Consider the following 21,139-nt stretch of genomic DNA (forward strand, 5'->3'; position numbering starts at 1 on the left):
GCACGGTCACGATGGAAGGCGACGCGAAGCAGATGCTCGACGATCCGAAGGTGCGGGCTGCGTATCTGGGTGAGTAACCTCGTGAACAAGTGCGGCATGCCGACGATGCTGGTCGAAACGAGCAATGCAGGGAGTGATATCACACGACTTGCCTCTCACGCCTTCGTGTCCTGAAAGTCCGGACATTCGCATCGACCGAACCGACTGATTGCGATCGGATGTGTCGAGGCCAGTACCGGGACCAATCATGCAGATGATCCAGCCGCATGAGTCGGCAGAATGCGTTTGTGCTGGAGCGCACTGAGCTTGAGGCCATCGTTGGAAGTTGGAGCGCGTTGCAAGCAAAGCATCCACGACCTTTGGCATCGGGAGCAAGAGGATCCGACCTGAGCGCCCTTCAACGGCTCAAAGAGAGAAGTCTCAGTCGCCTTACCAAGTAGACCGGCACCATGCCGATCAAGTTTTTCAGCGGCCGGTCCGACAAGTGATCTTGGGAAACCAACGGGTTCTTGCCGGTGTCGGAAGCGGAGCAAGATGGGTGGTGGAGCGGGGCAGTCCTGGAGCGAGAGTCATCCTGATTTGCGTCGGGATTCAGCGTCGACGTTTCGGGTCACCGGATGCAAATCGTTACGTGTCGTTCTGGGATCAGGGTTTATGTGCCGGACCGCGATCAGTATGTCGATGATGAGAAGCGTGTGTGATGTACCCCGATCGGAACGCGTCGCTTCTTCCGGCAATATTGCATGCACTTGGGCAAGCCGTGATCGGGGTAACGGGACAATGGACTACCAGTCGAGCGTAGCAAAGAGTTCCGGTACTTCGTGCAGCGTCTGTAACGTCGCGTCTGGAGTGTAGTCCGGCAGCAATTTTCGACCCGTGCCTCGATCAATCCACACGCAACGAAATCCGATGTCTCGCGCCGCTGCATGGTCCAGATGCGGGCTGGCGCAAATGTGAACAACGTCGTCCTTCGATACATCAAGCTGTTCGTGCGCGTAATCGAACAGCCGACGTGCTGGTTTGTAGGCCCCGGCCTGTTGTGCAGTAATGACCCTGTCGATATAGCCGCCAAGTTGTGCTACGTTGCCTGCAATAATGTCGTCGTCCGTATTCGAGACAATACACAGACGGTATCCCATTGCTTTCAACTTCCCTAGCGTGCCGACGACCTCGGGAAACGGTGGCATCGCCGCAATCCTCGAAGTCAGCACTGCGGCGTCGCTTTCGCTCCCGGCAAGCCCGAATTCCTCCAGCGCAAGTCGAAGGCCCTGGCCGGAAACCTGACGGAAGGTGCGGTGGGGCGATTGCTGCTCGAGCTCATGTTCATACCGGTCGTAAACCTCGATGAATCTGGATGCGTCGACCTCCGTTGCCTGCCGTTTTCCAAGAATCTCGCGTACCGCTGCCAGCAAACCTTCGTCCCATTGAATGAGCGTGCCGTAGCAGTCGAATGTCAGCCATTGTGGCCGACTCGTATCTTTCAGTGACATCATTGTTCCTGTTTGGCTAGAAGACATTCGCATCATAGGCAGAAGGTCTCATATTTAGAAATTAGATAATAAAATCATGGATATTTAAATTTCAAATGACTGACCATGTTTGATCTCGAGCTACTGAAGACGCTGATTTGCGTCGTTGATGAAGGCAGCTTCACTCGTGCAGGCGAACGTGTTCATCGCACGCAGTCGACTGTTAGCCAGCAGGTGCGAAAGCTGGAAGAGTCGGTAGGTCGCCCGCTGCTGCTCAGGGACCGTTCGGGGAATCATGTCGTTGCCACCGAACACGGTGTCTTGCTCGCGCAGTACGCGCGGAGGCTGCTGGCGTTGTCGCAGGAAGCCCGCGAGGTGCTCCAGCGCGACGTCAAGCTTTCGCCGGTTCGAATCGGGGTCCCGGAGGACTTCGATGCGCGGCGCATGTCGGCAATACTCTCGGGTTTTCTGAAGGTCCGACCGGATGTGAGGCTTGAAACGTCGGCGGGTATGAGCGCGGATTTGCAAGGCAAGCTTGCCGCGAGGGAAATAGACCTAGCACTCGTCAAGCGGGAACCCGGCAGAGGCGACTGCTTCGCGGCTTGGCCGGAGTCGCTTGCTTGGGTGCGGGGGCGGGATGCTGATCCCCCGAAGCCGGATTCGGATGAGCCGATCGCGCTTGCGCTTTTTCCCCACGGATGTATTTACCGTCAGCGGGCGATCCGCAGTCTCGACAAGGCGCAGCGTGCCTGGCGCATAGCGTTTGGCAGCCAAAGCCTTACTGCGATTCAGGCAGCGGTCGCCGCAGGTCTGGCTATCTCGGTGCTACCGAAGTCTGCGATCTTGCCGGAGCATCGAGTCTGCACCGATTTGCCTCCATTGCCACCGTCAGAGCTTGCGCTAGTCGGCACCGGCGATATTCTTGACAACGCACAGCGAGATATGGTCGATTTTTTGATCAAGCAAATCAAACGCGCGTAACCGCCCGAATACGAAAAGCCTCAAGACATGCGGGCTTCAGGCTGATTTCAACGTGCTTCGAATCGTTGCATGAAGCCGCTACGCCACTTGCATTCATTGGTGTCGTTCAACCGTGGCAATCAGTGAGCCGTTCGAATTTCCCGAACCCGTGCTGAGCGCTGAGAGTCCATCAACCATCATTCTGCTTTCATTTGGATGAATCGGGGGTAGACGCGACAAGCATGTCGATCAGGGCCCGTGATGCCGCAGACAAGCGACGATGAGGCGCATAAATCACAGAAAACGGCCGTGTGCGGCCACGGAGGTGGGGCAGCAGTTCGACGAGAGTTCCGGCCTGAATCCGGTCCCGAACAATAAAATCATAGGTCTGGCAGATGCCGGCGCCGCTCTGCGCCATTGAAACGACACCCAGCACATCGTCGGAGACCGCGACGTTCGAAGGCGGCAGCCAGTCGATGTCCTGACCGCCGTCCTGGAACACCCACGGTGCGATACGGCCGCTGCTGGGCAGCATGAAAGGCAAGCAAAGGTGGCGCTCCAGATCGGCCACGTTTTCCGGAATGCCAGCATTGGCGATGTAATCGGGCGACGCTACCAGGCATAACGCTGCATCTTCGAGCTTGCGCGCGACCAGTCCACTGTCGGGCAATGCGCCTAGCCGGATCGCCAGATCGAAACCTTCGGCCACCAGATCGACGTTCCGGTTCGCGATATTCAACTCCACGCGAACCTGCGGGTGTTGCTGCGTGAACTGCCGAAGCAGCGGTGGCAGACGATAGTGTCCGTACGTCGTCGGTACGCTGAGCCGGACATGACCTGTCAGCGCGCCGTCCTGCCCCTGAATGGCGCGCTCGGCATCGTCGATCAACAAGAACGCTGCGCGCGATTGTTCCAGATAGAGCCTGCCTTGCTCCGTCAGGCTCAACCGTCGGGTCGAACGACGCAGCAATTGCACACCCAGCCGAGTCTCCAGGCGCGTGATAGCTCGGCTCAGAACCGAAGGTGTGCTGCCTAAGGCCACCGCGCCGGCGGTCATCGAGCCTTTTTCAATTACCGTGACAAACGCTTCCACATCACCGAGATGGTCGAATCTTCGCCCCATCTTGTCCTCCGGAGAACAGAAGATTTACTTCTGACTCAGTTTATCTCCTCCATTGAGCCAAATAAAGTGGGCGCATTGTGATCCGTCGTCGGGTCACCCACTGAAATCGAGGAGCGAACCATGAATAGTGAACATCGCGACCGGCAGGACTTGTCCGTGCTGTTCGTACTCACGAGCCACGCGACGAAAGGCTCGACCGGCGAGCCGACCGGGTTTTATCTCGGCGAAGTGACGCATCCGCTTGCCGAACTCGACGCGGCCGGCATCCCGGTCGAATTCGCGTCGATTCTGGGCGGCGAGCCGCCCGTCGACGGGCTTGACCTGACGGACGAAGTCAACGCGCGCTATTGGAACGACAGTGCTTTCCGCGACGCGCTGCGCCACACGCAGAGACTGGGCGATGTCGACGCGTCGAAATATGCGGCTGTCTTCTTTGCAGGCGGTCACGGTGCGATGTGGGATTTTCCGGGCAATCCCGACGTGCAAAAGGTGACTCGCGCGGTCTATGAGGCAGGCGGTGTGATCGGCGCGGTATGTCATGGCCCCGCCGCGCTGGTGGATGTGACCCTCGGCGACGGAACGTACCTGGTCGCCGGCAAGAACCTCAGCGCATTCACGGATGACGAGGAGCGCGCGGTTCAACTCGATCGCGTCGTGCCTTTCCTGCTCGCGAGCACGTTGACACAGCGCGGCGCGCATCACCATCCCGTACCGAATTGGACGGCGAAGGTCGTCGTCGACGGACGTCTCGTGACCGGCCAGAACCCGCAGTCGGCTTCCGGCGTTGGCGCGGCGATCCGTTATCTGTTGCTGAATCACTCAGGGCAGGCCTGAAATTCCCCATGGAGAACGCTATGCATTCGATGCGCAAGCTCGCCGTTGCCGCCATGCTCGGCATTGCAGCGTACAGCGCTCACGCGGCCAACGTGCTCGTGGTGTTGTCGGATTCCGATCACCTCGATCTGAAGGACGGCAAGGTCTTCGCGACGGGCTTCTACCTGAACGAACTGATGCAGCCCGTGAAAGCCTTGCTTGATGCCGGCCACCAGGTGACCTTCGCCACGCCCGAGGGCAACGCGCCCACGATGGATGCGACGTCTGCCGACAAGATGTACTTCAACGGCGACGAAAAGGCGATGCGCGGTTACCAGGCTTTGCTCGACAAGCTGCAAATCACGTCGCGCTCGCACTCTCCCGTGATCAGTCTGTCGCGGGTGGAGCAGATCGGTTACGGGCACTTCGATGCCGTCTATGTTCCCGGCGGCCACGCGCCGATGCAGGATCTTCTGACCAGCCCCGCGGTGGGCCGACTGCTGGCCGATTTTCACGCGCGCGGCAAGACCACGGCGCTCGTTTGTCATGGTCCGATTGCGTTGCTGTCGACCCTGCCCGATGCACAGGGCTTTGCACGAAAGCTCGCCTCGGGGAACGCGAGCGGCAGCTACCCGAAATGGATCTATTCCGGTTACCGCATGACGGTGATCAGCAACGCGGAAGAGGAGCAGGCAAAAGGACTGCTTGGCGGCGGAGTGATGAAGTTCTATCCGCAGACCGCGCTGCAGCAGGCCGGCGGCATCTATAGCAGCAACGAGGTGCCATTTACCGCGCACATGGTGACCGACCGCGAATTGATCACCGGTCAGAATCCGGCCTCCGCACTCGACGTCGCGGGCGAGATGCTGAAGCGGCTGAAGTAATGCCACGCAATGGACCGGCGTAGCCGGTCCTTCGACGAGCAAGGGAGAAGCAAACGGTGGATCTGCAACTTGAAGGTAAAACTGCCATCGTCACCGGCGCCACCGCTGGCATCGGCATGGCCATTGCACGAACGTTGGCCGGCGAAGGTGTGTCGGTCACGATCACCGGGCGTCAGCGTGACAAACTCGACACCGCCGTCGCCGAGATATCCGCTACCGCGCACCGCGGCAGCGTGCGCGGAATCGTCGCCGATGTGAGCGGCAAGCGAGGTGTCGCGGAACTGATCGAAGCGCAGCCGGATACGGATATTCTCGTGAATAACCTTGGCTACTACGAATCCAGGGCCTTCGCCGAGATCACTGATGACGAATGGCTGCGAATGATCGATGTCAACGTCATGTCGGGCGTACGGCTGTCACGTCATTACTTTCCTCGCATGCTTGCGAAGAACTGGGGGCGTGTCATCTTCATGTCCAGCGAAGTCGGGGCGTTCACGCCGCCGGACATGGTGCACTACGGTGTCAGCAAATCGGCCCAGCTCGCGGTCTCGCGCGGAATGGCCGAACTGACGAAGGGTACGGGTGTGACCGTCAACAGCGTACTGCCGTCCGCTACGCGCTCCAAAGGCATCGTCGCGTATTTGCGGCAGACCGCGCCACGACCCGATATGACCGATGCGGAAATCGAATCCCACTTCTTCGACACGTATCGTCCGAGTTCACTGATCGCCCGCATGATCGAGGCCAACGAGATTGCCGCCATAGTGGCGTTGCTGGTCAGTCCTTTGGGTGCCGCATCCAACGGTGCTGCGGTGCGCGTCGAAGGCGGCACTTTTCGGTCGATTCTGTGAACAGGTGCCTCGATATGTCAGCCCACGTCATTGTCGCACTCGTAGAGGCGAAGCACGGTTGCGAAGCGGCGCTGGTTCAAGCCCAGCAGGAACTCGTCGAGATGGCGCGCCACCAGCCCGGCTGTCTCAGTTACGAACTGCATGAATCGCTGGATCAGCCGGGGATGGTCGTCTTTTTTGAGCAATGGGCGGACCGCGCGTCGTGGGAGTACCACATGCGCAGCCCGCTGATGGACGCATTCCGCGCGACCGCCGGTCAATGGATCGAAACCTTCAAATTGCTGCATCTGCATCAAGTCGCATAACCGCATCTAACGAATTCACCATCCTTCATCATGTTCGAGCGCTTGAGTCGAGTTACGCCATTTGCTTTCGCAATTGCCTTCATCAGTTGCGCGACCGCAGCGACTGCGGTGGCCGATACCCGGCTTGAACGCTGGCGAAGCTACGCCGGAGTAAGTTGGGAGATTCCGAAAGACGGTGGGGATCCCGCGCCGTTCGCTGGCTCGGTCAATGCGCCGATTGCCGGGCTTCATTTCGACGCACGCGGTACCGCATATGTGAGTACCCCGCGGTTCGTCGCCGCGTCGACACCGGCGACGCTAAGCAGGCTGGATACTCGGGCAACTACCGGCCCGGCGCGACTGACGCCATTTCCGTCAATGGAAGGCAATTCCACAGCAACTGCTCCGAGCGAGCATTTGCGCAACGTGCTGGGCTTCTACGTCGATCGGAAAAACGACTGGCTCTGGGCACTTGACATGGGGTTCGTTGCCGGGGAATCGGAGGCACCTGCTGGAGCCCAGAAAATCGTGGTGTTCGATTTGAAATCCGGACGAATCGTGAAGCGCATCGCCCTCGACGGTGTGGCCGATCGTGCCGGCAGCTTCCTCAACGACATCGTCGTCGACGAACACAGGCGCATCGCGTATGTTTCCGACAGTGGCTCGCGCAGTTCACCGCATAACAAGGTCGGACTGATCGTCGCCGATTTTGCGTCAGGCACGGCGCGACGTGTGCTGGACGGGCATCCGTATTTGCAGGTCGAAGCTGGGGTAAAGGTCGTCTCCCATGGCGTTGAAGTATGGCCGGAAAAGCCGCTGCTGATAGGTATCAATGGTATCGCGCTGTCGCCGGACGGTGCGACGCTGTATTGGACCGTGACGACAGGAACACGCGCACGTTCGGTTTCGACCGCCGTTCTTAGGCTGCGCGGTGCGACAGATGAGCAGATCGCCACGGAGATTCGTGATCTTGGTGCTGTCGGTGGCAACACGGACGGAATCGTGACGGATTCGCACGGTGTGCTCTACATTACCGATGTCACGCACAATGGCATCGTGAAGTACGAACCGGGCACGAAATCGATGTCGTTGATCGCATCCGACGATGGCGTGCATTGGCCGGACACTCCGGCTCTGCTTCCGACCGGCGATCTCGTCTTCACGTCGAGCGCGCTGAGTGACCATGTCGCAGGTCTGGTCCCAAACGGTCACGAGCGCTACGAGTTATGGCGGATATCGATCGGCGGCAAGTAATTGGGAGTCGGGGCTGCATCTGTATTGGGCGACAGCCGTTTTATGGCCAACCGAGAATAGAACGGCGTGTGCGCTTGCGGCATTGGCTCCTGGTGTGACGGCGAAGGGTGCTGAAAGCCATGTGCCTGAGCAACCTGAAATTGCGCAGTTAAATTCGGCGATCCGATACGAGTCCGTTTATGCCTTGTGTCGAAACCGTGGCTGTTTCAGATCATTCTCCGGCGCTCTGATTCATCGCCGCGAGAGGATGTTGATCATCGGAGAATAGACTGATCTCTTACGCCATCATTCCTTTAATTTTCCTGATCGTCTAGGATTTTTTCGATTTCACTGCAAAGAAAAATTACGAGAGGACGTTGTTCAAAGCTGACTGGATTCACTTTTGCAATTAAGGCAAGTTCGGTCCCCGGTAAATCGGGCAGCTTATCGGAGGACGACAGGATTCGATGGGAGGGCAAGACGGCAGATCTTGGCAATACGCCAACGGCCAAGCCGGCAGATACCGCGGCTTGAATTCCGGTCAAGCTGGGACTTTCGAAACCAACTCTCCATCGTATTCCTGCTTTTTTGAGAGCATATACCGCTCGTGCCCTGTAGATGCATCCTCGAGGAAAGACTGCCAATGGCAACACGTCGTACGGCGTGACAGTCTGCCAGTTTGTCACCCAGACGACGGACTCTGGCCAAGACGCCACACACGCCCCCGTTCCGGGTTCCCGTTTTACCAAGGCAAGTTGAAGCTGATCAGCAGCAAGCTTCGCATGCAGATCAATACTCATGCCGCTTGCTATTTCAAGTCGAATGGACGGGTTTATACAGGCGAATCCGGAAAGAACTTGCGTAATCCGGTCGACCCGAAAATCTTCGGGTATTCCAATTCGAATTTGAATCAAATCCCGGTTGGCCGCAAGAGCGTTTTTTGCTTCCTGGGCAAGTTCAATAAGACGACGCGCGTAGGTCGCCAATATTTCACCCTGTTCCGTGACGACAACATTGTTACCACTTCTATCACGGACGAGCAACGTGTGTCCAAGTGATCTCTCGAGCCTCGATATTTGTTGACTTACTGTGGATTGCGTCTTGTGGATTCTCTCCGCGGTTCTCGTAAAGTTCCGCTCTTCGACGACGCACAGCAGGGTGTTTAATAGATCGAGGTCAATCATTATCGGGATGTGCTGAATCTCGGAATTAGAAACAGTAATTCATTTCCTTGATGATTGTCATTCGGCGGCGCGGAACAATAGTTTTGCTCGGCGGATCAAGATTTCCGTCTTGCTTGGAGCACCATCCATGGAATTGTCGCGAATCGCATGTGGTGGCTGGGGGTAAGGCTGTTTGGCATTTGATGAATAAAATGGGAGTTTTTGATCTTCACATATTCAAATAGTCGATCATGATTGTATGTGGAATGGCTGAGCTGGTGTGCATGAGAGGCATATTATTATAATTAATAACACTTATCGAGATATTTAATTTCCTCGTAAAAATGAGGCGAGTTAGGCTGCGGGTTGTAAATTGGAGTCAAGAATGAGGTATGGTCGTGCGGGGTGGCGTCACGGCCCGGTGGTGCTTCCGAGGTAATTATTCGAATCGGACCCGCTGCACGGTATTCGATGCGGCTTTTTGCAAATATCGATTCGCTGTAATGGTGCGGTGTGTTGATGTATTGGTTGTTTTATTGTGGGTGATTATTTGAAACTTAGAAACTTTCAATGAATTTGGGGGTGTCGGATGAGGTGGCGCATTGCGTTGTTCATGGGAATTTCGTCGCTTGCGGTCAGTGCGTGTGGAGGGGATGACGGAGCTGTAGGTTCTCCTGCCAGTGTGCTGACGCAGCAGTCTGCATCCGGGCAGCAGTTCGAATCGAACTCCCTTTCGACCGCCGGGAAAAATTCCGTCGCGATCGATAAGGACTATTCCGTAAGAAAATCTGCATGGGTCAACTTGTCGAGTGGATCCATGGGGATTGCAATGCAAGAACTTGGCCATTCTGCAACAATCCAGTCCAGCGATTCGGTGAATCCCGCAATTCAGAATCAATTTGACGGGGTGATTGTGAACGCAGATGAAGATTTCGGTCGCTATAAAGAGAAAGTATCCAGTGCGCTGAACGAAGGCTATCTGATAATCATCGATTCATCGGGGAGTGCCGATAGTCAACAGCGCGTTCTCGATCTCAGTATCGAACTGGCCCATGTCGGGCGCAAAGCAGCGGTTGCGTTGCTGTATAAGGGGGCGCCGGATGAGGGGGTAGGCGTACTCGCATTTGATGCCGCAGAGCGAGATGAGTTGGCCACGCTCTTGCCCAAACTCGGGCGACGCGGAAGCGATTCGTTGATTAAACAAAAAACGCAATGATTGCGGGGTGAATCGAATGAAAATTGAATCCTCTCGATATGCCGTTCTGGCAACATTGCTCGCGGCTTGCCTGGGCTTGCTTTCCCAAAATAGTCACGCTCTCGCTACCGGAACAACGAAGTGGGTGACGGACCCAACGATTTCCGCTGATCGAAATAATTCGTATATTTCGTACTATTCCAATCAAGGTGCCCAAGGAACGTATTGGGTGTGGAGGGTCCAAAAATATTATCCAGAATTTACGCTCAGTTGCAGTACGCCGTCGAATAGTGGATGCACAGCGAACAAGACAGAAGGCCGTAGCACGTCGATCACGAGGCAGTGGACGATCGGTATCGATTTATCCCCGACCTTCAAAAGCCAAGGCGGCGGCCTAAGTGCCTCCTATAGTCAGGCCGTGACGCAAGAGCAGAGTTTCACCATTGGGCAAACAATCTATGTGCCATCCGGATCTACGGCGTATGCGATGATAATCGCGCTCGATAAGTACATTCCGGCGGCGGATTATAGAGGTGTTTGGAGGGCGACGGGAAAAAGGCAGAATCCGACGTGTACTCAGTGGGGCTGTGGACCTTATCGTTACGAAATGCGATGGGATAACGACTATACATTCTCAACATGGAAGGGCCATATGGTGACGTATCACCGTGCTTTCATGTGTGCGACAAGAGATACCGTCGCGCCCCGAGTCGGGGACGGCCCGCCGAAGGGTTGCTCGTTGCCACCGATACCGTATTGACTTGGACGAAGGCCCTGGCAGGCGCCGCCCCTTTTTCGTCGAGGGGCGATCGGCCGTGCGGGGCCAGATTGTTCGCGCAGAACGGCGAACCAGCAGTTGAAGTGACTAGCGGTGATCGACGAGTACGCGCGTGAATGGCGGTTGGCGCACGCGTCGAATACGAAGTCGTACGCCCAAACGTGTCGTGCCGCCGTCGCCGGCTGCGGCCGAGGGCGATGGACCGACACGCGTCGACGGGGTCGCTTGCGCGGCACCTGCAACCCGGCAAGACGCCACAGCTGCCAAGCCCGGTCGGCGCTCATCGGGTGACCTTGCCGCTCCAGAAAGATCTGGATGCGGCGGTAACCATAACGCGGATATTGCGCCGACAGAATGCTCATCGCTGCCAGCACCGGCGCGTCCCGCACGGCCAGCGTCGATTCGTAATGCAGCGCCGATCGGGCGACCGACATCAGCGCGCACGCACGTCGCTCCGACAGGCCCCGTGCTTTCGCGTAGGTGACCTGCTGGCGTCGGGCGGACCATACATTTTTGCGTTGATCTCTTTCATCACGTCCAGCTCGAGATCGCGCTCGGCCAGCATCTTCTTCAGCCGCGCATTCTCTTGCTCGAGCTGCTTGAGCCGCTTCACGTCGGCAGCCTCCAGCCCGCCGAAATGTTGTCGCCAGTTGTAAATGGTTTGCTCGCTGACCCCGTGCTTCTTCGCAACTTCCGCGACCGGCGCCTTGTCCGCCTCGCGCAGGATGGTGACCATCTGTTCTTCGGTAAACCGGCTCTTCTTCATGACTTCCTTTTCTCCGTTGGAAGCCATTCTCTCAAGTTTCAACTGGTCCGAAAATTCCAGGGCAGGTCATCTTCCGTAAACTTGCTCGTCTTCATGACATGGCCTTCGTGTCCCAGTCGGACACGTCATGTCGAATTTCTCCAGTTTTGACCCTGACTATTTCCTAGATCAGGGTCGGTATCCAAGCTCATTCGATATCGTCCAGCTTTACCCCGGTGTTGTTTTTCCATGTCAGCACGGCGCAACTCGCGACTAGGGCCACCACGATAAGATAGACATTGAATAGCTGCCCCCTGTTGATGGAATACAACCATGCATTCAGATATGAGGCGGTGCCGCCGAAGAATGCGACCGCAAGTGAAATGAAGAAGCCGAAGAGACGGGTGCGGTAGCGTGTCGGCACTTGTTCCGAAATGGCTGCAGGCTTGCTCCCGGTGATAAATGCAACGAGCACGAGCCCGACCGATTGCGTGACAAGCAACGTCCACGGCTCGCTGGAAATCAAGCTCCAGAGCGGAAAGATGGTGATCGAGATGCCGAGTAGCGAGATGAGCGTTGTAACCTTGCGTCCTGTGAAATCGGAAAGGCGTCCAATGAGCGGAAGCGCGATCAGATAGATCACCTGGGCAATGCAACTCATTGCGAACGCGCGGTGCGGATCCATGTGCTTGACACTGATTGCATAGATGGCCGCGGACGTTACCCACGTATAGTAGGTAAGCGTCGAACCGGCCTCATACACGAACAGCTTCAAGCCTTCACGCACGACCTTGGCCCGTGGCCACGGTTTATGACGGGCGTTAGTCGAAGCGTCAACGCTGATGCTCTCCACCATATTGCGGCGCAGCCATAGCGCGAATATCGCGAGAAACCCGCCTGACGCGAACGGCACCCGCCATCCCCAGTCCTGCATGGCGTTCGGTGAAAGGAACGCCGTGAGCGACGCAAGAAAAAAGGTGGCAAGCAGCGAGCCGGCGCCGACCGAAATGAACACGGCACTCGACCACAAACCACGCTGCGCCGGAGGAGCGATTTCGGCAACGTAGGCGTAGGACGCAGTTGTTTCGCCGCCGTGCGCCGCACCCTGCACGAGTCGCGCTACCAGCAATGCAGCCGAGGCCCAACTGCCGATTGCGTCATATGGCGGGATGATCGCGATCAGAAGGCTCGCGAACGCCATGAGGAGCATCGTACTCAAGAGTACCGAGCGGCGCCCGATCCGGTTGGCGATCGCGCCGAATACGATGCCACCCAACGGGCGGGCGAAGAAGCCTGCAGCGAATACGGCCAGCGTACCGAGCAGCGACGATGTCTTGTTCGTATTATCGAACAGCGCGCCAGCAATATAGACCGATGCGACCGTGTAGACCGTCCAGTCGAACCATTCGAGTAAATTGCCGAGGCTGGACGCGATCAAGGATCGCCGATGAGATGAAGGTTGCGACGTGGCACGTCGCGACGACGAGGAAAGATGAGAAAGGTAAGTCATGAAGTCTCCAATTTATTGTCGCGGGAAATGTTTTCGCGCCCGGTTCGCGCTGCCTGTGGGCTCAGGCAGTAGCGTGGTCGATGGCTTCCATTGCCGCGACGATGTCCGCGATGCCGAGCGTGCGCTCGAAATTTGCCGAGTAGGGTGCTTGTAACGTGAAGCGAGCGACGGTCTCGTAGTGCTCGCGAGTGACGACGCCAGAACCCAGGTCGCACAAGCGGACCGGCAGACCAATGCGCGCATAGAGGCCGATCATGTCGCGCATGAAGTCCGGTGCTCGACGTTCGAGATGTAGTTGAACGAGCAGCGCGTACGCGACCTGCAAGCCGTGTGGTGCCCGCGCCGACGTTTCGAGCCGGGACAGGCCACGCGTCATCGAGTGCGCGATCGATAGCCCCGCGCTTTCGAAGCCCAGGCCGCTCATCAGAATGACGGCTTCGACAAGCCGGTCGAATACCGGAGCAGTGCGGCCGTGCTTGAGCTCGGCCAGCGCCGTCTCCGCGTGGGCGCGAATGATCGAAAAGCACTCGCGCGCGAGTACGTACGCAGAGTAGGACGGCCTGGCGCCGAACATGTTTTTGCCGTCGCTGTGCAGGCACTGCTCTGCTTCGAAGTATTTGCTGATCGCATCACCGATGCCGGCAAGCAGAAAATGTGTCGGCGCCTGCGCGATCAACGTTGTGTCAACCAACACGTACGTGGCGCTGCGCCGCAAGTGCCTGACCGCCGCGAGTTGATGATCCTCGTCGTAAACCACATAGTTTTTGGAAGTTGGGGAGTCGTTCGATGCAACGGTGGGCACGGTGATCAACGCGCAATGTGCAGCATCGACAAGCGCCTTTCCAGCGTCGAGCGTTTTGCCGCCACCGATCGCAACAACGACTTCGTGGTCGAACGAATGCGCGGCCTGCTCGAGCTCGCGAATCTTTCGATCCGTAAGTTCACCGCTGAACGCAATCCAGCGTACGTCGATTTCGTGCGCGGCGCACGAGGCCGCGATTCGCGATCCGAACTGTTCTTTCACGAAGCAGTCGCAAAGGATCAGCGCACGCTCCGAGCATTCGCGAATGTATTGACCGATATCGTCAAGGAGTCCGTCGCCCTGGATGTATCGGCCCGGAGAGCCAAAAATGAGTGCAGTCATGATTTCGAGTACCGGTCGAATAGAATTAGATATGGAATCCTGAACAGATGAATCTCATGGGATGCATCAGTGACTAGGGTGCAGTAAGCGTGCCGGAATCGCCGATCGGTTTGCTTGCAAGGACCGCGTATCTGGGTGGCGAGCTCGCTGAGACGTTGGGCGACAAGGACGCCAGCCTCAGCCTTACGCATTCACGGTGGTGAGCAGGAATTCGACAAAGTGATCGAGTTGCGACATAACCATGTGTTCGCCACGGTGAGTGCGGGCGCCACGCGCTTCAGCTTCTACCAGAAGCCGCGTGACCGCGGGCTGCATGATCACCTCAGCGACGACCATTGCGGGCGTCAGCTTCGACGTGTCGCAGGGCAGCGCGTCGTCAGGTTTCAGACCTAGCGACGTTGCGTTGATCACGATGTCGTGATTGCCTGGCTCGTCGCTGCCCGCTTTTACCTCGCAGTTCGGCACTGCCTTTCCGACGAGTGCCGCCAGGTCGCTTGCTTTTTCTCGACTGCGGTTCGCGATCGTCAGCCGTGCAATGCCCTCGCGCGCCAGTGCCAACGCAAGGGCAGTCGCCGCTCCACCTGCGCCAAGCAAAAGCACGCGCTTGCCCGCGAGCGCGATGCCCTCGCGCAGCATGCCGGCGACAAAACCGGAACCGTCATACATTCGCCCCGTGTAACTGCCGCTCGCGTTGCGGCGGACCGCGTTCACAACGCCGAGCAACGATGCGTCGCCATCGAGTTCCTCACACAGTTCTGCCGCCGCCTGCTTGTGCGGAATAGTGAGCACGACACCGGCCAGATTGGCGATGTGCCGCAGTCCGTCCCATGCCTGCGTCAGATGCTCGGGACGCACGGCCCACGGAACCATGATCGCGTTGATGTTCTTCCTCGCGCAAAGGGCATTGAACAGTGTGGGCGTCCGGACGTGAGCGGACGGCCACGCCATCAGGACGATAACCTGTGTTTCGCCATTGACCGTGGGCGAGGAGGGTGGAGTGGTCATCATGCGTGTCTCCGTGTTGTTTGAAGATATATGATGCATCATTTGAGGGCGATACGGCAAGGTCAATTTGCGGAGCGCGATTCATGATTGCCGGAATGCAACGCGTACACATCGACAACAGAAGACAGGGCGCGTCGATCATTGCGCTATCATGATATATGATGCATCATGTATGAAACGAAGGCGGAATGCCGAGTCTTGCCGCGCTCGCCTCGTTCCTTTCAGGTTCCAATAGGAGACTCTATGTCGACAGCATTGCAGGAGAGCGATCAGGCGCTTTCCAGGGAGACGCTCGCGCAGTTGCGCGAGAAGGCGCAATTCGTCCGCCTCGAGACGATTCGTCTGATAGAAATCGCGAAGACGGGACACTACACGTCGGTGTTTTCCGCAGCCGAAATCTTTGCCGCGCTTTACTACGACGTCATGGCACTGCGTGCCGGCAACCCGCAATGGAAGGATCGCGACCGGTTCACGATGGGCAAAGGGCACGCGGCCGTCGGACTTTTTCCCATTCTTGCGGACTACGGGTTCATCGACCGGGAGACGCTCGATGGCTACACCCGTCTCGGCAATCCGCTCGGCGATCATCCGGACATGACCAAGGTTCCGGGCGTCGATTTCAGCTCGGGGTCGATCGGCCACGCGCTATCGAACGGTGCCGGCATGGCCAAGGCGGCGCAGATGGCAGGCAGCCCCTTCAAGGTTTTTACGTTGCTGGGTGACGGCGAAATGCAGGAGGGGCAGGTATGGGAAGCCGCGCTGTTCGCCGCGCATCACCGCCTCTCGAACCTCATCGCGATTGTCGATCGCAACGGCTATCAACTCGACGGCAAGGTCGACGACGTCATCGGTATCGAATCGCTTGCGGAGAAGTGGCGCGCCTTCGGCTGGGAGACGCATGAAGTAGACGGCCACGATCTGACCGCCCTCGTGCCGCTGCTGCGTCGTGTGAAGGCCGACCCGGTGCGCAGCAAGCCGGTCTGCATCATCGCGAAGACGGTCAAGGGCAAGGGCGTGTCGTACATGGAAACCGAACCCGGCTGGCATCTCGGCTATCTGGCACCCGATGACGCGCAACGGGCGATCGAAGAAATCAAGAGCAAGGTGATCTAAGCATGTCTACTCCGCAAAATCCCGATTCGTGGCAGTACCGCGCGCTCAACGCGCGCAATCCTGGCCTCGACTATCTGTCCGATGCGCTCATCGATCTCGCGCGCGAAGGTCATCCCGTCGTCGCCGGCTCCGCCGATCTCCAGTATTCGAACGGCTTGAACAAGTTCGCCGGCGAATTCCCGGAGCGCTACGTGCAATTCGGCATCTCGGAGCAGAACATGGTTTCCGCCGCCGCCGGCATGGCGACCACGGGCCTCATGCCGTTCGTCGCGACCTTCGCATCGTTTCTCGGCCTGCTGTGCTGCGAGCAGATTCGCATGGATGTCGCGTACTGCAAGCTGCCGGTGCGGCTCGTGGGTCACCATACCGGCATCTCGCTCGGCTTCTACGGTACCTCGCACCATGCAACGGAAGACATCTCGACGATGCGCGCGATTGCGAATCTGACCGTCATTTCGCCCGCCGACGGCGCGCAGCTCGCCGCCGCGATCCGCGCGTCGGCCACGTGGCCCGACCCGATCTACTTCCGCATCGGACGCGGGCGGGATCCGAAAGTCTATGAGGATGGTGTCGAGTTCACGATCGGCAAAGCCATCGTTCATTCGGTGGGACGCGACGTCATCATTATCGGCTGCGGATTGCCGGTCGCCGGTGCACTCGAAGCGGCTGACAATCTGAGGGCGGAAGGAATTTCGGCGGGCGTGATCGACATGCCGACCATCAAGCCGCTCGACCGTGACGCCATTATCGCGGCGGCGCGACAGTCGAAGGTGCTCGTCACGGTCGAAGAGCACAACGTGATCGGCGGGCTGGGTGCGGCGGTGGCCGAGGTCCTGGCCGACGAGGGGCTCGGCGTGCGGCTCGTGCGGCACGGAATCTACGACGAGTACAGCCTGATCGCACCGCCGACGCATCTGTATGCGCACTACGAACTCGACGGTCCCGGGATCACCCGCGTTGCGCGAGCCGCGCTCGCGAAGGCGACCTGACGTGCCAGCCGCCCGCAAAACAGCTCACCGTATCGCGGGCGGCACGCGGTAATCGAGGTGTTTACGGTACGCGAAGGGTGGCAGCGACGCGCTGGCTCGCGAAGCCATCTCCCGACATCGGAACTCGGGCGCCACCACTTCGCGCCGGTTCTGATAAACGGGAGTAGCGATGTTGAATGACGATGGCTGGCGCGGCGCGGAGCTGCGCGATATGGATCTGTTGAGAGACGCGTGCCTGATCGGCAGTGAGTGGGGCGCGGCCGATGACGGCACGACCATTGACGTGTTCAATCCGGCAACCGGCGCGTTGCTTGGCACGGTCCCTCGGATGGGCACGGTCGAGACACGCCGCGCGATCGATGCGGCTGCGCAGGCGCTGCCGCATTGGCGTGCGAAAACGGCAAAGGAGCGCGCCGCGTTGCTGCGCCGTTGGTACGAGCTGATGCGCGAACATCGCGACGATCTGGCGAAAATCATGACGCTCGAACAGGGCAAGCCGCTGAACGAGAGCCGCGGTGAAATCGACTACGCGGCGTCGTTTGTCGAGTGGTTCGCCGAAGAGGGCAAACGGGTTTATGGCGACACGATTCCGTCGCCGGCCGGCGACAAGCGAATCGTCGTACTGAAGCAACCCATCGGTGTCTGTGCGGCCATCACGCCATGGAACTTCCCGGCCGCGATGCTCACGCGAAAACTCGCGCCGGCGCTGGCTGCCGGCTGTACGATGGTACTCAAGCCTGCGAGTCAAACCCCGTTCAGTGCGTTGGCGCTGTGCGTGCTCGCCGCACGCGCCGGTATTCCGTACGGAGTAATTTCGTGCGTGACGGGCAAAGCGAATCAGATCGGTGCGGAACTCACGTCGAATCCACTCGTGCGCAAATTGTCGTTTACCGGCTCGACGGAAATCGGCAAACAACTGCTGGCCCAGTGTGCCGCAACGGTCAAGAAGACATCGATGGAACTAGGCGGTAACGCACCGTTCATCGTGTTCGACGATGCCGACCTCGATGCGGCAGTGCGCGGTGCGATCGCGTCGAAATATCGCAATGCCGGTCAAACCTGCGTGTGCGCCAACCGCCTGCTCGTGCAGGATGGCATTTACGACCGCTTCGTCGCGCGACTCGCGGAGGCCGTCGGCAAGCTGGTGGTCGGCAACGGCCTGGACGAACGCGTCACGATCGGGCCGCTGATCGATGCCGCTGCCGTTTCGAAGGTCGAAGAGCATGTGCAGGATGCGCTCGCGAAGGGCGCACGTGTCGTGGCCGGCGGCAAGCGCGCTGCGCAGGGGGCGAATTTCTTCGAGCCGACTATCCTGGCCGACGCCACACGCGACATGCGCATCTTTGACGAAGAGACGTTCGGCCCGATTGCGCCGATCTTCCGGTTCAAGACGGAATCGGAAGCCATCGCGCTCGCAAACGATACGCCGTTCGGGCTTGCTTCGTATTTCTACGGGTGTGATATCGCGCGGGTGTGGCGTGTCGCGGAGGCGCTCGAGTACGGAATGGTCGGCATCAACGACGGAATCGTGTCGACCGAAGTCGCGCCGTTCGGCGGCGTCAAGGAAAGCGGCCTTGGCAGGGAAGGATCGCGTTATGGCCTCGACGACTATCTCGAGATCAAGTATCTGTGCTTCGGCGGCATCGCCTGATCGCCGAACGTGCGGAAAAGGAAATGGCCGCCACGGGCGGCCGTTTTTGGCTGATCGGCTTCGAACGCCGTATCGAATCGGACTAGAAGCCGGACACATATCCTCCGTCGACGGGCAGCGTCACCCCGGTCACGAAAGCCGCGGCGGGTGACGCGAGAAACACCGCCGCGCCCGCGAGATCCCCTGCTTCGCCCCAGCGACCGAGAGCGGAACGCGACACGATCTTGCGCGACAACTCTTCCGATTCCCAGAATATCCGCGTCATGTCGGTTCGATGGTAACCGGGAGCGATCGCATTCACGCGCACGCCGCGCGGCCCGTATTCATGGGCCAGCGAGCGAGTCAGACCGACCACGCCGGTCTTGCTGGCGCAGTAGGCCGGTACGTCGGCGTCGGCGAGGTAGCTGAGCATGGACGCGATATTGACAATCGAGCCGCGCGACTGTTCGAGGAGCGGGCGTGCGGCCTGCGACACGCGCATTACGCTACGCAGGTTGACGTCGAGTACATCGCTAAACACATCATCCGCGTATTCGTCGCGCGGGCGAGCGACGCCGGCCGCGTTGACGAGCACGTCAAGGCGGCCGAGGCTGCCGAAGAATGCGTCGATTTCGCCGTGGCTGCGCACGTCCAGCGCGGCAAAACGCAGGCCGGTCAGCGACGCCTCGTTGCGTAGCGCGTCGAGCTTCGTTGCGGATGAGCCCGTGGCGATGGTATGCGCGCCGAGTCGGTGGAACGCACGCGCGATGGCAAGCCCGATGCCGCTCGTCGCGCCGGAAACGAGCACGTGCCGTCCTGTAAAAAGATTGTCGCGAAAACTGTCGGTGTCAAAGCTCATGAAGTGAATCTCCAGTGAAAGTACGCGGCGTGCGGACCAAGGCAGTGCACGCCCTTGCATTACATGCGGAACAAAGCGAAACGAATTAGTTGCTTGTGCCTTGCGCCCGAATCTCCGAAATCGACCGGACGGGCGGAATCGTGTACTTGTAGAAGAGGTTCGCCGGATTCGGATCGATCTTCTGGTCGACGTTGCCTTGCGTGATGATTGCCGGCGGGAAACCGGAGCCCATGGGCAGATTGTTCGCATCGACGCGCCGCGTGAACGCGTTGTGGATGAATTCGATGGCAGCCACACCGGTCTGCTCGCCGGAGTTTTCGCCGGACACGAGGATGTTGCCCTTCTTGATCTGGTCAAGCTCTCCACGGTAACCGCCGGCTGCATCGGCGATGCGTATCTTCCCCTGCTTGCCCATGTTTCGTACGGCGCGCAATGCGCCGAGCCCCATGAAGTCGTTCTCGGAGAGGATGAAATTCAGCTTGTTGCCGTGCGCGGAGAGAATATCTTCAGTTGCTGCGAGGCTGCCTTCCTCGGTCCACTTGCCTACGCCCAGCGCGAGTACGTTGAATCTGATGTCCGGGGCGCTCAGCTTGCCGGTTTTCTTCAAGGTCTGGAACAGTTCGAAGCCGCGCAACATGGCGTCCTCTCGGCTCGCGCTTGTGGTGCGCTCGCGCATGCGCTGATCGACGATGCCCGCGATCAGTCCGTTGATGCGGCTTTCCGACGTCGAGTTTCCGAGCACGCCGATGACGACGGCTGCGTCGATCGGCGTGTCTTTGCCTGCCTCCTTCGCCACGTACCGGCCTACCTCGAAACCGCTTGCATAGGGGTTGCCAAGCAGTGTGGTGAGCACTCGGGCGCTCGCGTCCGGCGTGGTGCCGACGGTGACGACCGGAATGCCGGCATCGACGGCGCGATTGATGCATGCGGACACACCTAGCGTATCGGTCGGATCGACCACAATGACGTCCATTTTGCGCGTGACGAAGTTGTCGATCTGCGCGCATTGGCGCTGCAGATCGCCGTCGGCCACTTGCACGTCGATCGAGTAACCGTATTTCGCCGCACTCTGCCGTGCCCCCTTGATGAGCTCAACGAACCACGGATTGCCCAGCGTGATGTCGGTCCAGCCTATTTTTAGCTGGTTCGGATTGGCCGGCTGCTTCGGCCATGCCTTGCGGACCGCCGTTCGATCGGGCAGGGCCGGATCCACCACACCGGACAGTGCCGTATTCGGCAGAAGCGTGTAGATCTTTGCCTTGGCCTGGCTGTGGACAGGGGCGGTGATGCCGAACGCCAGCACGGTGGCGACGGCGAGTGCTCTGCGAGCAACATTCATTTCAGTCTCCTGAATAATATTGTTGGATGAAAGAAAAGCTGAAGCGGAGGGG

General features: G+C 58.8%; 18 protein-coding genes and 2 pseudogenes. 11 read left to right on the forward strand and 9 right to left on the reverse strand.

The genetic code is table 11. The features are described 5' to 3' along the window. Positions 1-77: pseudogene (locus DIE17_RS35225) on the forward strand (ABC transporter ATP-binding protein); the annotation flags it as partial. A gap of 708 nt (positions 78-785) precedes the next feature. Here DIE17_RS35225 and DIE17_RS35230 read toward each other — a convergent pair. Beyond that, positions 786-1,490: a haloacid dehalogenase type II gene (locus DIE17_RS35230; RefSeq protein ID WP_069707191.1), complete on the reverse strand. Its 705-nt coding sequence runs from the start codon at positions 1,488-1,490 to the stop codon at positions 786-788. Between the two features lie 105 nt (positions 1,491-1,595). Between DIE17_RS35230 and DIE17_RS35235 the strand changes: the two genes are divergently transcribed. After that, the gene (locus DIE17_RS35235; RefSeq protein WP_059619746.1) at positions 1,596-2,450 is read left to right on the forward strand and encodes a LysR substrate-binding domain-containing protein; all 855 of its coding nucleotides are present in this window, start codon (positions 1,596-1,598) and stop codon (positions 2,448-2,450) included. A gap of 187 nt (positions 2,451-2,637) precedes the next feature. Here the strand turns inward: DIE17_RS35235 and DIE17_RS35240 are convergent, their stop codons facing one another. Continuing rightward, positions 2,638-3,552 (reverse strand): LysR family transcriptional regulator, encoded by a 915-nt coding sequence (locus DIE17_RS35240; RefSeq protein ID WP_124489509.1) that lies wholly within the window; start codon positions 3,550-3,552, stop codon positions 2,638-2,640. A 120-nt stretch (positions 3,553-3,672) separates the two neighbouring features. Between DIE17_RS35240 and DIE17_RS35245 the strand changes: the two genes are divergently transcribed. The 5 genes from DIE17_RS35245 to DIE17_RS35265 are packed head-to-tail and all read left to right on the forward strand — an operon-like array spanning position 3,673 to position 7,638. Next, complete coding sequence (locus DIE17_RS35245; RefSeq protein WP_124489510.1) at positions 3,673-4,386, forward strand: type 1 glutamine amidotransferase domain-containing protein; 714 nt, start codon at positions 3,673-3,675, stop codon at positions 4,384-4,386. Between the two features lie 8 nt (positions 4,387-4,394). Next, a complete protein-coding gene (locus DIE17_RS35250; RefSeq protein WP_260427366.1) occupies positions 4,395-5,249 on the forward strand; it encodes a type 1 glutamine amidotransferase domain-containing protein in 855 nt (284 codons plus the stop codon). 56 nt (positions 5,250-5,305) lie between these two features. After that, positions 5,306-6,100, forward strand: coding sequence for an SDR family NAD(P)-dependent oxidoreductase (locus DIE17_RS35255; protein ID WP_124489511.1), 795 nt, complete (start codon positions 5,306-5,308; stop codon positions 6,098-6,100). A 14-nt stretch (positions 6,101-6,114) separates the two neighbouring features. Beyond that, a complete protein-coding gene (locus DIE17_RS35260) occupies positions 6,115-6,405 on the forward strand; it encodes a putative quinol monooxygenase (RefSeq protein ID WP_124489512.1) in 291 nt (96 codons plus the stop codon). A 30-nt stretch (positions 6,406-6,435) separates the two neighbouring features. Then, on the forward strand, positions 6,436-7,638 hold the full coding sequence (locus tag DIE17_RS35265; RefSeq protein ID WP_124489513.1) for an L-dopachrome tautomerase-related protein: 1,203 nt from the start codon (positions 6,436-6,438) through the stop codon (positions 7,636-7,638). Positions 7,639-7,931: 293 nt separating this feature from the next. Here the strand turns inward: DIE17_RS35265 and DIE17_RS35270 are convergent, their stop codons facing one another. Further along, positions 7,932-8,801 carry a LysR family transcriptional regulator gene (locus tag DIE17_RS35270; RefSeq protein WP_124489514.1) on the reverse strand — a complete coding sequence of 290 codons (870 nt, stop codon included), beginning with the start codon at positions 8,799-8,801 and terminating at the stop codon, positions 7,932-7,934. Positions 8,802-9,393: 592 nt separating this feature from the next. On the opposite strand from DIE17_RS35270, the gene DIE17_RS35275 reads away from it, so the two are divergent. After that, a complete protein-coding gene (locus DIE17_RS35275) occupies positions 9,394-9,996 on the forward strand; it encodes a hypothetical protein (RefSeq protein WP_124489515.1) in 603 nt (200 codons plus the stop codon). A gap of 879 nt (positions 9,997-10,875) precedes the next feature. On the opposite strand, the pseudogene DIE17_RS35280 reads toward DIE17_RS35275, so the two are convergent. From DIE17_RS35280 to DIE17_RS35295, 4 genes and pseudogenes are all read right to left on the reverse strand, one after another. Continuing rightward, a pseudogene (locus DIE17_RS35280) lies at positions 10,876-11,519 on the reverse strand (transposase); the annotation flags it as partial. Positions 11,520-11,706: 187 nt separating this feature from the next. Then, positions 11,707-13,008 carry an MFS transporter gene (locus DIE17_RS35285; RefSeq protein ID WP_124489516.1) on the reverse strand — a complete coding sequence of 434 codons (1,302 nt, stop codon included), beginning with the start codon at positions 13,006-13,008 and terminating at the stop codon, positions 11,707-11,709. A gap of 61 nt (positions 13,009-13,069) precedes the next feature. After that, positions 13,070-14,152, reverse strand: a complete 1,083-nt coding sequence (locus DIE17_RS35290; RefSeq protein ID WP_124489517.1) for a glycerol dehydrogenase — start codon at positions 14,150-14,152, stop codon at positions 13,070-13,072. Positions 14,153-14,335: 183 nt separating this feature from the next. Next, a complete protein-coding gene (locus DIE17_RS35295; RefSeq protein WP_124489518.1) occupies positions 14,336-15,160 on the reverse strand; it encodes a shikimate dehydrogenase in 825 nt (274 codons plus the stop codon). A gap of 240 nt (positions 15,161-15,400) precedes the next feature. Here DIE17_RS35295 and DIE17_RS35300 point away from each other — a divergent pair, with 240 nt between their 5' ends. From DIE17_RS35300 to gabD, 3 genes are all read left to right on the forward strand, one after another. Further along, a complete protein-coding gene (locus DIE17_RS35300; RefSeq protein WP_124489519.1) occupies positions 15,401-16,270 on the forward strand; it encodes a transketolase in 870 nt (289 codons plus the stop codon). A gap of 2 nt (positions 16,271-16,272) precedes the next feature. Continuing rightward, on the forward strand, positions 16,273-17,259 hold the full coding sequence (locus DIE17_RS35305; RefSeq protein ID WP_124489520.1) for a transketolase family protein: 987 nt from the start codon (positions 16,273-16,275) through the stop codon (positions 17,257-17,259). A 169-nt stretch (positions 17,260-17,428) separates the two neighbouring features. Next, positions 17,429-18,910, forward strand: coding sequence for an NADP-dependent succinate-semialdehyde dehydrogenase (gabD, locus tag DIE17_RS35310; protein ID WP_124489521.1), 1,482 nt, complete (start codon positions 17,429-17,431; stop codon positions 18,908-18,910). A gap of 82 nt (positions 18,911-18,992) precedes the next feature. Here gabD and DIE17_RS35315 read toward each other — a convergent pair whose 3' ends face one another. After that, positions 18,993-19,748, reverse strand: coding sequence for an SDR family NAD(P)-dependent oxidoreductase (locus tag DIE17_RS35315; RefSeq protein ID WP_124489522.1), 756 nt, complete (start codon positions 19,746-19,748; stop codon positions 18,993-18,995). 85 nt (positions 19,749-19,833) lie between these two features. Beyond that, entirely contained in the window at positions 19,834-21,087 is a 1,254-nt protein-coding gene (locus tag DIE17_RS35320) for a sugar ABC transporter substrate-binding protein (protein ID WP_124489523.1), read from the reverse strand. Positions 21,088-21,139: the final 52 nt, after the last annotated feature.

It is taken from the genome of Burkholderia sp. Bp9099, assembly GCF_003857805.1.
Classification (GTDB): domain Bacteria; phylum Pseudomonadota; class Gammaproteobacteria; order Burkholderiales; family Burkholderiaceae; genus Burkholderia.

What these genes read in the sequence shown, in the direction of transcription:
- DIE17_RS35230 (WP_069707191.1), bottom strand. Translation starts at nt 1,490, where the DNA reads ATGTCACTGAAAGATACGAGTCGGCCACAATGGCTGACATTCGACTGC.
- DIE17_RS35235 (WP_059619746.1), top strand. Translation starts at nt 1,596, where the DNA reads ATGTTTGATCTCGAGCTACTGAAGACGCTGATTTGCGTCGTTGATGAA.
- DIE17_RS35240 (WP_124489509.1), bottom strand. Translation starts at nt 3,552, where the DNA reads ATGGGGCGAAGATTCGACCATCTCGGTGATGTGGAAGCGTTTGTCACG.
- DIE17_RS35245 (WP_124489510.1), top strand. Translation starts at nt 3,673, where the DNA reads ATGAATAGTGAACATCGCGACCGGCAGGACTTGTCCGTGCTGTTCGTA.
- DIE17_RS35250 (WP_260427366.1), top strand. Translation starts at nt 4,395, where the DNA reads ATGGAGAACGCTATGCATTCGATGCGCAAGCTCGCCGTTGCCGCCATG.
- DIE17_RS35260 (WP_124489512.1), top strand. Translation starts at nt 6,115, where the DNA reads ATGTCAGCCCACGTCATTGTCGCACTCGTAGAGGCGAAGCACGGTTGC.
- DIE17_RS35265 (WP_124489513.1), top strand. Translation starts at nt 6,436, where the DNA reads ATGTTCGAGCGCTTGAGTCGAGTTACGCCATTTGCTTTCGCAATTGCC.
- DIE17_RS35270 (WP_124489514.1), bottom strand. Translation starts at nt 8,801, where the DNA reads ATGATTGACCTCGATCTATTAAACACCCTGCTGTGCGTCGTCGAAGAG.
- DIE17_RS35275 (WP_124489515.1), top strand. Translation starts at nt 9,394, where the DNA reads ATGGGAATTTCGTCGCTTGCGGTCAGTGCGTGTGGAGGGGATGACGGA.
- DIE17_RS35285 (WP_124489516.1), bottom strand. Translation starts at nt 13,008, where the DNA reads ATGACTTACCTTTCTCATCTTTCCTCGTCGTCGCGACGTGCCACGTCG.
- DIE17_RS35290 (WP_124489517.1), bottom strand. Translation starts at nt 14,152, where the DNA reads ATGACTGCACTCATTTTTGGCTCTCCGGGCCGATACATCCAGGGCGAC.
- DIE17_RS35295 (WP_124489518.1), bottom strand. Translation starts at nt 15,160, where the DNA reads ATGATGACCACTCCACCCTCCTCGCCCACGGTCAATGGCGAAACACAG.
- DIE17_RS35300 (WP_124489519.1), top strand. Translation starts at nt 15,401, where the DNA reads ATGTCGACAGCATTGCAGGAGAGCGATCAGGCGCTTTCCAGGGAGACG.
- DIE17_RS35305 (WP_124489520.1), top strand. Translation starts at nt 16,273, where the DNA reads ATGTCTACTCCGCAAAATCCCGATTCGTGGCAGTACCGCGCGCTCAAC.
- gabD (WP_124489521.1), top strand. Translation starts at nt 17,429, where the DNA reads ATGTTGAATGACGATGGCTGGCGCGGCGCGGAGCTGCGCGATATGGAT.
- DIE17_RS35315 (WP_124489522.1), bottom strand. Translation starts at nt 19,748, where the DNA reads ATGAGCTTTGACACCGACAGTTTTCGCGACAATCTTTTTACAGGACGG.
- DIE17_RS35320 (WP_124489523.1), bottom strand. Translation starts at nt 21,087, where the DNA reads ATGAATGTTGCTCGCAGAGCACTCGCCGTCGCCACCGTGCTGGCGTTC.